The 15,323-nt window shown below is 57.0% G+C and carries 18 protein-coding genes; 7 read left to right on the forward strand and 11 right to left on the reverse strand.

Features of this window, described 5'->3' with window-relative positions; genetic code table 11:
- Positions 1-108: 108 nt before the first annotated feature.
- The 3 genes from ACXR0M_RS14195 to ACXR0M_RS14205 all read right to left on the reverse strand — a co-directional run bounded on the left by ACXR0M_RS14195 (position 109) and on the right by ACXR0M_RS14205 (position 3,568).
- Entirely contained in the window at positions 109-1,503 is a 1,395-nt protein-coding gene (locus tag ACXR0M_RS14195; protein WP_458832457.1) for an undecaprenyl-phosphate glucose phosphotransferase, read from the reverse strand.
- A gap of 388 nt (positions 1,504-1,891) precedes the next feature.
- Positions 1,892-2,551, reverse strand: a complete 660-nt coding sequence (locus ACXR0M_RS14200; protein WP_458832458.1) for a winged helix-turn-helix domain-containing protein — start codon at positions 2,549-2,551, stop codon at positions 1,892-1,894.
- Positions 2,552-2,830: 279 nt separating this feature from the next.
- A complete protein-coding gene (locus ACXR0M_RS14205) occupies positions 2,831-3,568 on the reverse strand; it encodes a winged helix-turn-helix domain-containing protein (protein WP_458832706.1) in 738 nt (245 codons plus the stop codon).
- A 507-nt stretch (positions 3,569-4,075) separates the two neighbouring features.
- On the opposite strand from ACXR0M_RS14205, the gene ACXR0M_RS14210 reads away from it, so the two are divergent.
- Entirely contained in the window at positions 4,076-4,909 is an 834-nt protein-coding gene (locus ACXR0M_RS14210; protein ID WP_458832459.1) for an undecaprenyl-diphosphate phosphatase, read from the forward strand.
- A gap of 51 nt (positions 4,910-4,960) precedes the next feature.
- Here the strand turns inward: ACXR0M_RS14210 and dusA are convergent, their stop codons facing one another.
- Positions 4,961-5,971, reverse strand: a complete 1,011-nt coding sequence (gene dusA / locus ACXR0M_RS14215) for a tRNA dihydrouridine(20/20a) synthase DusA (protein WP_458832460.1) — start codon at positions 5,969-5,971, stop codon at positions 4,961-4,963.
- Between the two features lie 102 nt (positions 5,972-6,073).
- Between dusA and ACXR0M_RS14220 the strand changes: the two genes are divergently transcribed.
- On the forward strand, positions 6,074-7,198 hold the full coding sequence (locus tag ACXR0M_RS14220) for a site-specific integrase (protein WP_458832707.1): 1,125 nt from the start codon (positions 6,074-6,076) through the stop codon (positions 7,196-7,198).
- 1 nt (position 7,199) lies between these two features.
- Here ACXR0M_RS14220 and ACXR0M_RS14225 read toward each other — a convergent pair whose 3' ends face one another.
- From ACXR0M_RS14225 to ACXR0M_RS14255, 7 genes are all read right to left on the reverse strand, one after another.
- Positions 7,200-7,475 carry a pyocin activator PrtN family protein gene (locus ACXR0M_RS14225; RefSeq protein WP_134827544.1) on the reverse strand — a complete coding sequence of 92 codons (276 nt, stop codon included), beginning with the start codon at positions 7,473-7,475 and terminating at the stop codon, positions 7,200-7,202.
- 6 nt (positions 7,476-7,481) lie between these two features.
- Entirely contained in the window at positions 7,482-8,243 is a 762-nt protein-coding gene (locus ACXR0M_RS14230) for a DNA cytosine methyltransferase (RefSeq protein WP_458832461.1), read from the reverse strand.
- Complete coding sequence (locus ACXR0M_RS14235; protein ID WP_458832462.1) at positions 8,240-8,707, reverse strand: hypothetical protein; 468 nt, start codon at positions 8,705-8,707, stop codon at positions 8,240-8,242. Before ACXR0M_RS14235 ends, ACXR0M_RS14230 begins: the two co-directional genes overlap by 4 nt.
- Positions 8,704-9,084: a pyocin activator PrtN family protein gene (locus ACXR0M_RS14240; RefSeq protein WP_458832463.1), complete on the reverse strand. Its 381-nt coding sequence runs from the start codon at positions 9,082-9,084 to the stop codon at positions 8,704-8,706. The genes ACXR0M_RS14235 and ACXR0M_RS14240 overlap by 4 nt, the downstream gene beginning before the upstream one ends.
- A 158-nt stretch (positions 9,085-9,242) precedes the next feature.
- The gene (locus ACXR0M_RS14245) at positions 9,243-9,524 is read right to left on the reverse strand and encodes a phage antirepressor KilAC domain-containing protein (protein ID WP_458832464.1); all 282 of its coding nucleotides are present in this window, start codon (positions 9,522-9,524) and stop codon (positions 9,243-9,245) included.
- 10 nt (positions 9,525-9,534) lie between these two features.
- Positions 9,535-10,125 (reverse strand): hypothetical protein, encoded by a 591-nt coding sequence (locus tag ACXR0M_RS14250; RefSeq protein WP_458832465.1) that lies wholly within the window; start codon positions 10,123-10,125, stop codon positions 9,535-9,537.
- A 264-nt stretch (positions 10,126-10,389) separates the two neighbouring features.
- Positions 10,390-11,151 (reverse strand): LexA family transcriptional regulator, encoded by a 762-nt coding sequence (locus ACXR0M_RS14255; protein WP_134827537.1) that lies wholly within the window; start codon positions 11,149-11,151, stop codon positions 10,390-10,392.
- Positions 11,152-11,231: 80 nt separating this feature from the next.
- Between ACXR0M_RS14255 and ACXR0M_RS14260 the strand changes: the two genes are divergently transcribed.
- From ACXR0M_RS14260 to ACXR0M_RS14280, 5 genes are all read left to right on the forward strand, one after another.
- Positions 11,232-11,507 (forward strand): YdaS family helix-turn-helix protein, encoded by a 276-nt coding sequence (locus ACXR0M_RS14260; protein WP_134827536.1) that lies wholly within the window; start codon positions 11,232-11,234, stop codon positions 11,505-11,507.
- 319 nt (positions 11,508-11,826) lie between these two features.
- Positions 11,827-12,345, forward strand: coding sequence for a phage regulatory CII family protein (locus tag ACXR0M_RS14265; RefSeq protein WP_458832466.1), 519 nt, complete (start codon positions 11,827-11,829; stop codon positions 12,343-12,345).
- Positions 12,338-12,562: a TraR/DksA family transcriptional regulator gene (locus ACXR0M_RS14270; RefSeq protein ID WP_116254822.1), complete on the forward strand. Its 225-nt coding sequence runs from the start codon at positions 12,338-12,340 to the stop codon at positions 12,560-12,562. The genes ACXR0M_RS14265 and ACXR0M_RS14270 overlap by 8 nt, the downstream gene beginning before the upstream one ends.
- Positions 12,552-14,771 carry a VapE domain-containing protein gene (locus tag ACXR0M_RS14275; protein WP_458832467.1) on the forward strand — a complete coding sequence of 740 codons (2,220 nt, stop codon included), beginning with the start codon at positions 12,552-12,554 and terminating at the stop codon, positions 14,769-14,771. The genes ACXR0M_RS14270 and ACXR0M_RS14275 overlap by 11 nt, the downstream gene beginning before the upstream one ends.
- The gene (locus ACXR0M_RS14280) at positions 14,764-15,123 is read left to right on the forward strand and encodes a PA0613 family protein (protein WP_458832468.1); all 360 of its coding nucleotides are present in this window, start codon (positions 14,764-14,766) and stop codon (positions 15,121-15,123) included. Before ACXR0M_RS14275 ends, ACXR0M_RS14280 begins: the two co-directional genes overlap by 8 nt.
- The last annotated feature ends 200 nt before the right edge of the window (positions 15,124-15,323 follow it).

Consider the following 15,323-nt stretch of genomic DNA (forward strand, 5'->3'; position numbering starts at 1 on the left):
TCGCGAAGGCGTCGGCCCAGTCAACATCAATACCCGAGTATCAAATCCCGCCCACTAAAAAGGGGACTTTCGTCCCCTTGCGGCATTGCCTGATCTACCACTTGTCCATCAATAAATATCCTTCGACAACAACGTAAACGGCGTCTTCACCAGGATCTTCAGGTCCAGCCACAGCGACCAGTTGTTGATGTAATCCAGGTCCATTTCCACGCGACGCTGCATCTTGTCGATGGTGTCGGTCTCGCCACGGCAGCCGCTGATTTGCGCCAGGCCGGTGATGCCCGGTTTGATTCGGTGGCGGGCCATGTAGGCGAGGATTTTCCCCGAGTAGTAGTGGTTGTGCGCCACCGCGTGTGGGCGCGGGCCAACCAGGGCCATGTGCCCTTGCAGCACGTTGAATAACTGCGGCAGTTCGTCCAGCGAAGTGCGGCGGATGAAGCGTCCGACGGCGGTAATGCGCGAGTCGTTGCGGCTGGCCTGCACCACCTCGCGGTCATCGTGCACGCGCATCGAGCGGAATTTCCACACTTGAATCACCTTGCCGTTCCAGCCATGGCGATCCTGCTTGAAAAACACCGGGCCCGGCGAGTTGATCTTCACCGCCAGCGCAATCAGCGCCAACAGCGGGCTCAACAGGATGATCGCCAGCAGTGCCACGCCTTTTTCCACCAGACTTTTGCTCAGCGCAGCGGTCGGGCGACTAGTCAGTGGGCTTTCGTTGAGGCAGATCGCCGGCAGACCGTCCACCACCTTCACCGAGTGGTTGAGCAGGGTCAGACTGTTCAAGTCCGGTACCCAGACCACGTCAACGTTGGCATCCAGCAAATCGACATACATCGCCTCGATCTTCGCCGCTTGCGCCAGTGGCAGGGTGATGTACAGGCGACGGATGTCATGTTTTTTGATCAGTTGCAGCAGTTCTTCCTGCGCGCCGACCACTCGTGGTGCATCCGCATCCAGCTTCGGCGCCACGCCATTGCTGACCAGACCCACCAGCGGCAGGTTTTCCACCAGGCTGATCTTCTTCGCCAGACCCAGCGCCAGCTCGCCGGTACCGACGATCAGGGTCTTCTGCGCGCTGGTGCGGGAACGCTGGTAGTACTTGGAAAACGCATGCAGCGGCGCATACAGCAGCGCCTGACCGAGGAAACCGTAGACCGCCCAGCTCAGCGTCACTTCCTGGGAGAACACCTCGTCTGCCTTGCACAAGAACGCGATGCCAGCCAACGCGACCATGGTCATCGACCAGCCCATGAACAGTCGTCCGAGCCCTGTCAGGTAATTGTCCTGCTTGCGATACACGCCACTGAACGTGTACGCGGGCACCGAGGCCAGTACCGCCAGCGTCGCGCACAGGCGGTAATAGAACTCGACGTTCCCGGTATGCCGTTCAGCAAGTACGAACAACAACGCAACAATGAATGCCTGCGCCAACGCCCATTGACCCCAGAAGGTAAGTCCCTTGAGGCCGTTATTTCGATTGATCCGTAGAGAAAGTTCCATGAGATATCCCCAGAAATACGTCCATTCAGGTTTCGACAGTTGAAGTCCGAGTTGCTAGATAGGCTTTGTTGTTGTTATTGGACGAGTGTCCTGAGGTAACAACGTCGATAGGCCGAACTGTCGTCAATCAATAGACTAATTTATTGCTGGAGAGGGTGTCTGACGAGTTCTAACAAGATGGCACAGTGCCAACTTTTTAATAAGCAACCATCAGGTTGTTAGAAAAGGTCGTGGAGCAGGGGGTGAATAAAAGGTGTTGTGTTTGTTACTGTAGGAGGTGTGAGGCAGGAAGCCTTTAATTGACCAGGGAGGTTGTCAAACAGAGTGCTCTTGTTGTTTTTGTAATCGCACTGTTTTCTGTTTGTTCTATTCGTGGATATCCGCGGGGTTATGCGACGATGTCCTGGATCAGGCAATAACCGCGGTTTCTCACAGCACGAAACAGACGCTCGCCATTACTCGCGCTTTTGAACTTGTCCTGCAGGCGACTCAGGCACATCTCGAGACCACGATATTGCTCCGGCTCGCGGCCGATGCTGAGGATCAGGTCATCGCGACTGACCACGCGCTCTTCGTGATTGAGCATCTTTCTGACCAGCGCGGTTTCAAGCCCGGTCAGGCTGATCTCGACGCCTTCTCTGATCAGCGCGCCTTGATCACTGTCCAGATGCCAGGTTGTGCTGTACGGAGCGGCATCTTCGTTGGCTGGAGCCGGGCGGATGGAGTCTGCGTTCATCGCCGGGGATTTGTGAAACGGATGGGTCGACTGAGCAGCAAGCCATTCCGATTCGAGGGTGGCGAGGATGCGCTGGGTATCGTGTTCAATGGTGCGGGCTACGTGCTTTCGGTTGCCGCTTGGGTAAGAGAACTCCATGAGCATCGGGGCGGAAGAGGGCGAAGTAGCACCTTCAATAAACATTTGTGCCTGAGACGTGCCAAACGAATTGAACCGCTCGCTGGACAGAAGGCTCTCAAGTTCACGCTGCGACGTTGTACTGTGAGTCACGACGACAAAATATTTTCTCGGGAGGGTTGTACTCGTTTCCATGTCTCTCTCCTAAAATTTGCACCAAAATGGGCTAAAAGATAAATCGGCAGGCGAGCAATAACTTCCTTGGAAGTAATCGACTGGCAGGGTCCGGGCTTGAAATGGCCCTCGATAAGTTCCACTCGTTCTGCTGCTATGTTGTTGAGTTTATTGTTATGGTTCGGTGTAGCCGTGCTCATTCAATGGCTTGATTATTAGTAGATTCGACGTACAACTTGAGCTGTATGGCTGCATATGACGATCCTTCGTGAGTATGCAAAGAGAATGGCTGCCCGAGACTCAGGCAGTCGATATCAGGCCCCGCATCAGGCGATAGCCGTAGCCGCGGATGCTCTGAATCGCGTTGGTACCATACATGTCCTTGATTTTTCCACGCAAGCGGCTGATGGATTTTTCCAGCGCTCTCGGGTCGTAGAAATGGGCATTGAGCCCCATGATGCTGGCGATTTCATCATGGCTGAGAATGTGATTGCTGGTCTGCGCGAAGGCTTCGAGGATCTTCATCTCGGCAAACGAGATATCGAGTTTTTTGCTGGTGCCCAGCAGGCAGATACGCGTCGGATCGAGCGTCAGGTTGATATCCCGCTGCCATTCTTCGCTGTTGAAGAACTCATCGAGCAACTCTGCGCCTTCGTCGGAAAGGGTGTTGAGTTTGATACAGAAGTCGGCACCGGCCAGGAAGTACTTGATCTTGTTGAAAGCGCCGCGACCGGTAATGACTGCGCAAATGATCGGCTTCAAGTTGTCGGTGCGCAGGTTTTCGATCAGCGCCAGATTGTCTTCCAGCGCTTGCGGACTGTCGATAACGATGAAGATGGCTCGATACGAACCGGAAAGTTCATTGCTGTATGAACTAGTGTACGAACTGACATCGAGTGCCATATCAGTACGTACGTGCTTTGCGATCAGCGCCCTGAAATGTTCGGCCACGCCGTAGGTACGGCCCAGAGTGAGTACACCGGGTTCGTCGTTTGTCGGGCGCGGACTTCTAGTCGCCAAGTTCCCTGAGAGCATCATGCTTTGACTCGAATTAGGTGCTGACATCGGGATGTTAAAGCACCGGTTCTCATCTGTGACTGACAATTGGTAACATTCACGCGATTTTTAGACGTGGCTCGCGAGTTTTCTAACAATGACTAAGCATTTCAAGCTTTTAGTTGATTTTATCGAGGCTGTGAACTAGCGCTTAAATAGTGGCAATGTGCGATTGTGCCACTATTTTGGGACTATGGCTATCACTAGGTTCATGTCCAATTGCCACTGTTTGCACACGAGAGATAATGTGAGCTGGGTCACACTTTATTGACGGATCGAACTTTTTGCTACTAAAAGCTTAAATATTTTTGACGTAGTTCGTAGGCGGACGTTTATTAACATGGCTTGAGTGTGTCTTTTGATACGACATATTCTCCGTCGCCTGATCAGGCAATGGGTGTCGCGTTATACCGATTGTTTAACTTCAGATACTCAATTCCTGAACACAGTTGACCGGTCGCTCAGCAAGAGCGCTCTGACGGAGGATTAATGGATTTCTGGACCTTTATCCAGGTGATGATTTTGGGCGCGGTAGAAGGCCTGACCGAGTTCTTGCCGATCTCCAGTACCGGCCACCAGATCATCGTCGCCGACCTGCTGGACTTCGGCGGCGAACGCGCCATGGCGTTCAACATCATTATTCAGCTGGGGGCGATTCTGGCGGTGGTCTGGGAGTTTCGCCCGAAGATCATCGACATCGTCAAAGGCCTGCCCAGCCAACGCAATGCGCAACGTTTCACCGTCAATCTGTTGATCGCCTTTCTGCCAGCGGTGGTGCTTGGCGTGTTGTTCGCCGACACCATCCATCAATATCTGTTTAACCCGATCACCGTGGCCATGGCCTTGGTGGTGGGCGGCATCGTCATGCTCTGGGCCGAACAGCGCCGCCACGTGGTGAGCGTCGATCACGTCGACGACATGCGCTGGTCAGATGCGTTGAAAATCGGCTTCGTGCAATGCCTGGCGATGATCCCCGGTACCTCGCGTTCCGGCTCGACCATCATCGGCGGTTTATTGTTCGGCTTGTCCCGGAAAGCCGCCACAGAGTTCTCGTTCTTCCTCGCCATGCCTACCATGGTCGGCGCCGCGGTGTACTCCGGCTACAAATACCGCGACCTGTTCCAGGCCAGCGATCTGCCAGTGTTCGCCCTCGGTTTCGTCATTGCGTTTATCTTCGCGATGATCGCTGTACGCGGCCTGCTCAAATTCATCGCCAACCACAGCTATGCAGCGTTCGCCTGGTATCGGATCGCGTTTGGCTTATTGATTCTGGCGACGTGGGTGTTTGGCTGGGTGAGCTGGACGGAAGCGGCGGCGGGGTGATGCGCGCGCCAGGCGGATCACCCGCCTGGCACCTTTTACGGGAGGAGGGCGTTAACGCCCTTGCAGCAACTCGCCAGCCTGATCCAGCAACGCCAGCGGATCCTTGGCTTTATGAATATCCACCGACAACAACTGACGGAATTTACGCGCCCCCGGAAACCCGGTGCCCAGCCCCAGCACATGCCGGGTGATGTGATGCATCGCGCCACCGGCCTGCAAATGCGCGGCGATATAAGGCCGCAACTGCGCCAGCGCCTCGGCGCGGCTGATCACCGGCGCGGTGCTGCCAAACAACTGCTGATCGACCTCCGCCAGCAAATACGGATTGTGATAAGCCTCACGCCCGAGCATCACACCGTCAAAGGTCTGCAAATGCTCCTGGCAGGCCTCCATCGTCTTGATCCCGCCGTTCAGTACAATCTCCAGCTCCGGAAAATCGCTCTTCAACTGCGCCACCACGTCATAACGCAACGGCGGAATGTCGCGATTCTCCTTCGGCGACAACCCCTCGAGAATCGCAATCCGCGCATGCACGGTGAAACTGGTGCACCCGGCATCCCGCACCGTACCGACGAAATCACACAACTCGGCGTAACTGTCCCGCCCATTGATCCCGATCCGATGCTTCACCGTCACCGGAATCGACACCGCGTCACGCATCGCCTTCACACAATCCGCCACCAACTGCGGATGCCCCATCAGGCACGCACCGATCATATTGTTCTGCACCCGATCACTTGGGCAGCCGACGTTCAGGTTCACCTCGTCGTAACCGTGTTCCTGGGCCATGCGCGCGCAAGCGGCCAGATCGAGCGGGACGCTGCCGCCCAATTGCAGCGCCAGCGGGTGCTCGGCTTCGTTGTGACGGAGAAAGCGTTCGTGATCGCCGTTGAGGAGCGCGCCGGTGGTGACCATTTCGGTGTAGAGCAGGGCGTTCTTCGATAGGAGGCGTAGGAAGAAGCGGCAATGGCGGTCAGTCCAATCCATCATGGGCGCAACGGAGAACCGCCGAGACAGCGCAGGGCTTGAGTTTACTGGGCTGGAGTGGGTATTTGGTACCATTTGGCTCAACGTATTTATAGCGTGTTTTTAGGCGTTTTCAGGCGTTTTTCCGATGTCGCTGGTACAATGTACCAATCACTTTCGGAATTGTACCAGTCGACTATGGCAACGATCAGAGCACGAAAACGCACCGATGGCTCAGTCAGTTACACGGCACAGATACGCCTGTTTCGCGATGGAGCGCAAGTCTACCAAGAGAGCCAGACCTTCGCCCGGAAACAGGCGGCACAAGCGTGGGTGCGGCGACGTGAGGCAGAGCTAGATCAGCCTGGTGCGATCGAGCGGGCGAACCGCAAGGGCGTCACCGTACAGGACATGATCAAGCAGTATCTGGATGAAATGGAGAAAGTCCGGCCGTTGGGTAAAACCAAGGAAGCCACTCTAAATGCTATCGCGGCGACGGAGTTTGGCCAGACCGTTGATTCGGCTATCAACAGTCAGCGCTTGGTGGATTTTGCACTCTGGCGAATGAGTAAGGAGGGTGGCGGCGTCCAGCCGCAAACGGCTGGTAACGACCTGGCGCACCTTGGGGCTGTCCTTTCGATTGCGCGTCCCGCTTGGGGGTATGAGGTAGACCCTCATGCGATGCCGGACGCTCGGAGGGTGTTAAGGAAGCTCGGCTACAACATGAAGAGCCGGGAGCGCGATCGCCGTCCAGCCAAAGACGAGCTAGATAAACTTTTGGAGCACTTCGTCAGTATGCAGCAGCGTCGACCGAGTTCTATCAATATGCTGAAGGTGATTGGCTTCGCGATTTTTTCCACCCGTCGGCAGGATGAGATAAGCCGAATTGTGTGGGACGACGTCGATGAGGCGAATCAGCGGGTGCTGGTGAGAGATATGAAAAACCCTGGGCAGAAAATTGGCAATGATGTTTGGTGCCACCTACCCGACGAAGCGTGGAGAATTCTGCAAAGCATGCCAAAAGAGCGTGCGGAAATTTTCCCCTACAACTCTTCGTCGATCTCTACGGCCTGGGCGAAGGCGTGCAAGTTTCTGGAGATTGAAGATCTTCACTTCCACGATCTGAGACACGACGGAGTTAGTCGGTTGTTTGAGATGGATTGGGATATCCCGCGGGTGGCCAGCGTGTCCGGGCACCGTGACTGGAACTCGTTGCGTAGGTATACCCATCTTCGCGGGAATGGTGACCACTATGCCGAATGGCCATGGTTAGAGAGGATCATTCAAGCGCCCGTGAAGCTGGGCGCTTGGGGTAAGCAGTGAATTAGCTGGCTCGGCGAATTCCGTTGAGCTGGTTGCATTCCTTTACCGCAGCCTCTCGCTGAGAATCTAAGTAAGCTGCTAGGTCTGTGATATGTACACCTTTCGCACTTTTCTGACTGGATTCAAGCCTAGTGATGGGGATTCGAATTTGACCGGCCATTACTTTGCGTTGAAACATATCAGTAGTTAGATGTGTGAAATAGTCTTTGCACACTTGATTGAGTGGAATGATTGTCAGCCCGTTGTATTGGGCCATGAGCAGAAATAAAGTTTTCATGCGGCCTCACACATTTTCAATTCCTGACAATTGTTCGAATGCTCTTGCTGCCACAAGTGGAACTTGCCCGTTGTCAATGGCTTTAAGCCGGTCCACCCGATGGGCCACCCCATCAGCCACTCGGCCCATTCCGGGTTCAGATGACCACCATCCAATGCCATCACGGCGTGATCCAGACGATCGTTCGAGCGGTCGGCCCCGGATCGGCGAGTCAGTGCGGCAGGGGAGGATCCCTTTGCCATGCTCGCCACCGGTGTTGGCCACCGTCTGACGGGTGTCTTCTGCGATGAGCCAGATCCGGTCCCGCTGGTGAGGTGCGCCGAGGTCAGCCGCTCCGATAACACCCCATCGCGCGTCATACCCCATTTCGGCAAGGTCACCGAGCACCACGGCAAGTCCTCTTCCCACAAGCAATGGTGAGTTCTCCAGTTCGACGTAGCGCGGTCGTACCTCATCGGTAATTCGTGCCATCTGCTGCCACAGTCCGGAGCGGGCGCCGGCGATACCAAGGCCGTTGCCTGCAACCGAGATGTCCTGACAAGGAAATCCTCCCGAAACCACGTCAACAAGGCCTCTCCATGGTCGTCCGTCAAAACTGCACACGTCTGACCAAATCGGGAAAGGCGGGAGCAGTCCATCGGCTTGTCGTTGCGCCAGAATCTGTGCGGCGTAGGCATCACGCTCAACGGCGCAGACGGTGCGCCAGCCGAGGAGGTGTCCGCCGAGTATTCCGCCACCAGCGCCTGCGAAAAGAGCCAACTCATTCACGCAGCCTCCACAGTGACTTGCGCGGCGCCGGAGAGCGGTTGTCCGACCTTGTTGTCCTGAATTCCTAGTTGCAGCTGCGCAGCCATCGCAAGCACCTGTTCGCGCAGTGAGCGGGCGTCACGCTCAAGCTTCTTGCCGGTACGAAAGGCGCTGAAGGTCTCAGCGGCGATCCGCAGCAGCTCGCCGATATCGACCAGCGCCTGGTGCTCGGCCGGGCCGAAGAGTGGACCTGCTTCAAATCGTTTGCAGGAGTGTGCCAAGCGCGTGTGATCGGCCCGGATGAACTGCAGGGATGCCTGGAGCCCGCGGATGGTTTTGGCGCTTGCGGCGCGCTGGATGTCTTCACCCTCGCGCAGGCCTGTCTCCAAGCCATCGCTGCGGCCCATGATGTAACCGCCCCAGAGCAGAAGGGCGGCCAGAACTATCAGGGTGACGAGTGCACCGATTTGTATTGGGATCATCATGTGGTGTGCTCCTGGGATTTTCGTTGGCCGGTGGTGACGGCCGTCAGTGGTGTGGGGGCAACAGGGTGTTGGCCGTCCTGCTGTCGCTGCATGTCTTCATCCGCTTTGTAGGCGCGGATGTCGATCAGCGAGGCGACGTGGCGGATGTGCGCGTACTTCAGCGCCTTGCGGCTGGTGTCTAGCGTGGTGATCGGAAGCTGGATCCGGCCGCTGTTGATCTCCGTCACGAACGACTGCTCGTTGAGATTGCGAAAGTACTGCTCGCGGACTTTTTCCAGCGGGATCAGGACGTCACCGAAGATGCGATAGAGCAGTTCGACGGTGGCCGATTCGGGCGCCGGATGAAGGCGAAGCGGATTCTGTGCAGCGTTACTCATGGCCTTGTCGAGCCTCCTTGCGTTGTTGTCGTGCCGGGTGGTTCCAGGCGTTCAGGCAGTGGCGTCTGGTCAGCTCGCGCAGATGTTCGGGCACTTCGAGGAGCGCTGCGTTTCGCTCCTCGCGTGTGCGCATGGCAATGATCTGGCGGGCGTACTCCCTAGGCCACGTCACGGCGATCTGCCGGGATGGCAGGAAGATCGATGTCCAACTGCTCGGCCAGCCAATGGATACCGGCCTGCTTCACCCGAGTCGACTGGCTGTACTGCATTCCGTGTTTCTCGTCATACCAGGGACTGTCCTTGACCCGCAGGTACGCTTTGTCGCGCTTCGGGTGCGCCGGCAGGTTTCCCTTGAGCAAACCTTTTTCCCGCATGAGTGCGATCAGTTTGGGGCGAGTGAGGCTGAGTTGAGCGGCTGCTTGGGCGAGGGTGCGTTCCATAAACGGTTCCTCAAGCAGCATGCGCAGCAGGAGTGGCCGCTGCAGCAAGGTGGTTGATGGACTCAATGAGCTTTGCGTAGATCTCGGCATCTGGGTCGTACAGAGTGAAGCAGCGCGTATGCGGGCTCTTGTTGCCGATGCTCAAGATGGCGGTGACGCCCCGGCGTGAATGGGTGCGATGCAGCGCCACATGTAGGGGAAGCTCGAAACCCATGTCGAGGCTCAGCACACCGCCGGTGTGCACCAGTTCGAACACGCGCTGCTTGTCCTGGAGCTCAAAACGGCCGTATTGACGATCGGCATGCGGGAGATGCACCTGGTCGCTGGAGTTACTCGCGTCGAACGGACCGTTGGCAATCTCTTCAATAAAGTCGGCCAGCTTTAGGTGCATCTTCTTGTCGTTCTGCAGGGTCAGCGTGTGGCGTTCGCTGCCCAGCTCTACGACGAAAGTGCTTTCTACTGAGCCGCGCTCAGCCTTGAGGCGGAATGCCAGGCATTCGCGCTTCGGTGCTGTGCGCAGGATGTGGTTGAAGGTCTCGGTCAGGTTGACCTGGGCGTTGAGCAACTGCAGGGTGCGGTTGTCGATCTTGTACTTGATCATGCTGCGTGCCCTCCACCGTTTGGATCGATAGGAGAGGGTTGGCAGGACTTGGCGACAAGCTTTGGTTTGCTGTTATGGATGACGACCAAGCAGCCCGTGGCGAGCTGCAGCTGTTCGATCAGTTTGCGATTGCTGACGCATGCCGGATGGACATGCAAGGTTGCGGTGGTACGCATAGGTATTGCCTCGCTCTGTGGTAAAGAGTGAGGCGAGTAAACAATATGTTTGCATTGTGGTCAACACGGTTTGTTTGGTTTTTTGAGGTTAGGCTGAACCTAAAGGTCTGCTTACTGACCACCAAAACACGCGTCCGAGGATGACAATCCGTTGTTCGAGAACCTGATCCATTGAGTATTCTTTGTCGGGATACTCTTCACTATTGAAGCATTTTTGCCTGATTGCCCCGCTGGATAACCGCTGTAAGAACCTCACTCTCAAGGAGCCGTTGTGCGTCAGTGCATACAATTCATTATCGACAATTCGTGTAAAAGCTTTGTCAATGCCGAGCACTGCGCCATGAGGAAGAAGGGGTTGATTACTATTCCCAACGTTTAGCATGAACACAGCATTATTCGCGTTGACTCCGCATTCTTTAAGAGTTGCTACGTCAAGCGTGACATGACGTTTATGCGCGCTGTGTATGTCAACCTGGCTCGATTCTACAGGCGCTCCGCTCTGGTCTGTGAGGAAGAACACCAGATCATCTTTTTCAATTGAGTGATCAGAGTTCCATGGAACAATGGAGGTCATTTCATAGGGCTCTCCATCATCCGTGACCCCGTAAACGATCTCGGCATCATCCGTAAACATCGGCAGATCACCATATTCGAGCCACTCTCTCCTCAGCCCGAGCGCAAGTGCTACTGCGCTTATTTTATTGGCCGGTACCCCTCGTTTTTTCCAGTTCGTAATATTTTGGTCGTTCTCTAACCCGAGTACGCGAGCCAGCTCTGTACCACCTGTATTGGTCAGCTCCAGCGCTTTCACAAAGCGCTCAGCGTTGTTGGATATCAGCCGTGTTTTCATAAACAGTATGTTACCCCGCTTGCAGTATTCCGATAACAAACGTATTGTTTGCTTCGTGTTTGGTGTGTCGAGGTAAATCTATGAGCTCGTTCAATTCACCCCAAGTGGGGCCTGTACCCGTTTCCGCTCTTGAGAAAGCGATAGGTTGCACTGCTGGCTCTCCTACGGCTTTCGCTCGAATTATCGGAGTTAGTCCTCAGCGACTGTTCAACTGGATGCGCCGAGGTGTCCCCGTTAAGCAGGTGCCGTTGATTGTAAAAGCTTGTCGAGGAGCGTTATCCGCACATGAGCTAAGGCCGGATCTACCAGAAGTCTTTCCCGCTCCGATCAACTCCATCAACAGCCAAAAAAACTAGAAAAAAGGCGACCCGAAGGTCGCCTGCTTTCTCCCGACAGCATCACCACAATGCTATCGGGTCGCGATGTCGGAAGGCGAGCACACCACATGCCGCCGACTTTCATCGCGTTTCCAAGGCTCGGAAGCCTTGGTGTTGCTGCCGTTCTTACCACAGAGCTGGCAGCTGTTGCGCCAGGGGTGAACAACGGATTGTTCGCCCCGGCACGGTGCCGGTGTTGGTCTTACGAACCTAGCCGGCTTTGGGCCTCTCCAGACCACGCGGCAAATGTATCACCAACTTCTGTCGCGCGGCACTGGCAACTTTTAGGATTAATGCCATGAGCCGTATCGCTCTGAGTTCTCTGGAACGAGCGCAGCGGGAAATCCTGCCGCTCGATTTAGCGCTGTACCACGCCGCTCGCGATTACCCGGGTGGCGCCGCTGCCATTGCTGCCACAACCGGTCGTAACTCGACCACGCTGCAGCACAAACTGTCGCCAACCCATCCGAGCCACTCCATCAACGTTCAGGAGTTCGGTGAGATCCTCGAACTGACCAAGGATCGTCGCATTCTCGATGCAGTGCATGCGCTGGTCGGTGACACGATCTGGCAGGAGCTAGCCGACACCTACACCAACGACATGCCTGAGACCCTCACCACCGGCATCGCCGAATACTTCCGCCAAGTCGCTGATCTGGCCGAGACCTGGGCCAAGAGCATCGGCGACGGTGTGGTGACTGATCAGGAACTGGCTGCGATTCGTCTGCAGGTGTTCCGGGGCATTCAAGGGCTGTTGGGGTTGTTCAACCGCGCCACCTACGTCAACCAGACGACGCGAGGTGCTGCCCGTGGCTGACATCGCCGATTTTGCCAATGATTTGGTGCAGGAACGCATTGATCAGGCCATGGCCGCGCGCAGCGCTGCCAAGGCCGAAAGCGCTGCCCATTCCTTGCTGTTCTGCGAAGCCTGTGACGATCCGATTCCGGAAGCCCGTCGCCTAGCCTCACCGGGTTGCTCGCAGTGCATCAGCTGCCAGTCCCTCTCTGAGCGGGGGATTCAGCATGCTCGATGAGGTATTGGGCCAATTCGCCGATTACGGTCTGGAGCCGGCGCAACCGCTGGTGTTCGGCAAGCTGACCCGCTGCAAGACATCGCAGGACAAGGGCAAGGAAAAGAACGGCTGGTACGTGGTCCACGAGCAGCGCACGGAGAAGGGCGACACGCTGATCTTCGGCGCTTTCGGTGACTGGCGTTCGGGCGAGACGCAGAAGATCAAGGTCAAGGCCGGTCGTATGTCGCCGGAAGAGCGCGAAGTGATGCGCGCTCGCCAGGAAGAAGCCAAGCGCCGCGCCGCCGAAATCGCGAATGACGCTGCGCGGCGGGCCGCGAAGAGGGCGCAGGGATTGTTCGAGCGCATGCCGACCACCGGGCGCAGCGACTACCTGGATCGCAAACAAATCGTCGGCATCAAGGTGCGTTACGCACCGCGTACCGGCGCCGTGCTGGTCCCGATGAACAATGCCCGTGATCAGATCATGGGCCTGCAGGTGATCTTCCCCAACAAGCAAGAAGACACCGGCCGCGACAAATCCTACTGGCCTTACGGGATGGCAAAGGAGGGCACCTTTCATCTGCTCGGTCCGCATCCCGTACCGGGCGAACCGGTGCTGGTTTGTGAGGGTTACGCCACCGGCGCCAGCCTGCACATGGCGACGTCGCTCGCGGTGGCCGTAGCCTTCGATGCTGGCAACCTGTTGGCCGTGTGCAAGGTCATGCGCGAGCGCTTCGCGGGTTGCCCGCTGATCATCTGCCGTGATGATGACTGGAAAACCACCAAGCCCAATGGTGATGCCTGGAACCCCGGTGAGGAGAAGGCCTGCAACGCCGCGCTGATCGTCGGTGCTCAGGTCGTTGCACCGATCTTCTCGATCGAGCGTCACGACAAGTGGACTGACTTCAACGACCTGCACGTCGCCGAAGGCCTCGACGCGGTTCGGCGTCAGGTGCTGGCCGTGGTCCGTCCACCGGCGGCTGGTGGCTGGAAAGATCAACTGGCCCGCAGTGAAAGCGGCGCCTTGATCGCGCACATGCAGAACGTCGAACTGATCCTGGCTCATGACGAACGCTGGGCCGGGGTGATCAGCTACTGCGCCTTCAGCTCGAAGATCGTCAAGTTGCGCGCCGCACCTTATGGCGGTGGCACTGGCGAGTGGGCCGACATTGATGATGTGCGCGTCATGAAGTGGCTCGCGCAGCAGTACAACCTGCGTGTGAAGTCCTCGCACGTGATCGAGGCCGTCAGTGTGGTTGCTCACGATCACGCCTTTCACCCGGTGCGTGAGTACCTGAAAAAACTCGAATGGGATCGTGTGCCGCGCTTGGAGCGTTGGCTGACCGATGTCATGGGCGTGAAGGCAACGGATTACACCTCCAAGGTCGGCAAGCGCTGGATGATCTCGGCTGTGGCGCGGGTGATGAAGCCCGGCTGCAAGGCGGACTCCGTGATGATCCTCGAAGGCGTACAAGGCGCCGGTAAGTCGACTGCCATGAGTGTGCTCGGCGGTGAGTGGTTCATGGACACGCCGTTTGCCCTGGGTGACAAGGACGGCTTTCAGGCGATTCGTGGCAAGTGGATCGTCGAACTCGGCGAGCTGGACAGCTTCAACAAGGCCGAGAGCACCAAGGCCAAACAGTTCTTCTCGGCGTCCACCGACACCTACCGCGAAAGCTATGGCCGAAGAACGCTGGACGTGCCACGCCAGTGTGTTTTCGTCGGCACGACTAACCAAGACGAATACCTCAAGGACGCCACCGGCAACCGACGCTATTGGCCGGTGGCCTGTACCAAGGTCGACGTGGCGTTGCTGCGCGAGATCCGCGATCAGCTGTGGGCCGAAGCGATGTTCTGCTTCGAGGCCGGCGACCTCTGGTGGGTCACGCGAGAGGAAGCGCCAATGTTCAGCGAGGAACAAGACGAACGCTTTGTGGTGGACGAATGGGAAACGCCCATCCTGACCTGGCTCGAAGAGTCGCAGATCGGCGAGACCACCACCGGCAGTGAGGTGATGAGTCAGGCGCTCAAGCTCGATCCCGGTCATTGGGGTAAACCGGAGCAGATGCGCGTGGGAGCGATCCTGCATCGATTGGGGTGGCGACGGTTCCGTTTGGGTGCCTTGAGCAAGAGCGGCCAGCGGCCTTGGGCGTACAAGAAACCTGAGGGTTGGGGCAGGGCGCCTGCGCTGGTGCAACCTGCGTTCGAGGAGCCGTGCTTCGATGATTAAAGCAATCGATATGGCTCTCAAGCAATGGGCGCAGGAGATGCACAGCGATGAGGTGGCCGCCGGTTACTCGGGCGGCAACATGGTCGCCATGATGATGGAGAGCGGTGGTCAGCTTGTGCGCGGAAGGCGCGGGAGCAGGGTGCCGCTGGAAGCCTCGCTGGACATCGAGCGCATCGTCAAGAAACGCCTCGATCCTGAGCTGATGACAGTGGTGCAGGTGCATTACTTCCAGCCTGATGCGCCCTTGACTGCGCGTCTGGCTGAGAGTGGCTGTACACGCAACCTCTACTACCAGCGCCTGCATGACGCCCACATCGTGGTCGAGCACTTCCTCCTGGGGGAAGCGGCTTGATCGTGGGCATTACTCTGGCTCACGCCGTCCCACTGGCCTGCCTCCGTCCCACTGCTTTTTGCGGTGGTGGGACGGGCGCAGGCCCCGTCGTTGTTGGGCTGTCCCACCGTCCCACCTTTTTCATGCCTCCCGCCCGTGTATGCGTAGCGGGCATCAATGCGCGTGTTCACGCGCACGCGTGTTTTTAAATATTCTCTCTA

Source organism: Pseudomonas sp. Eth.TT006 (assembly GCF_054456575.1).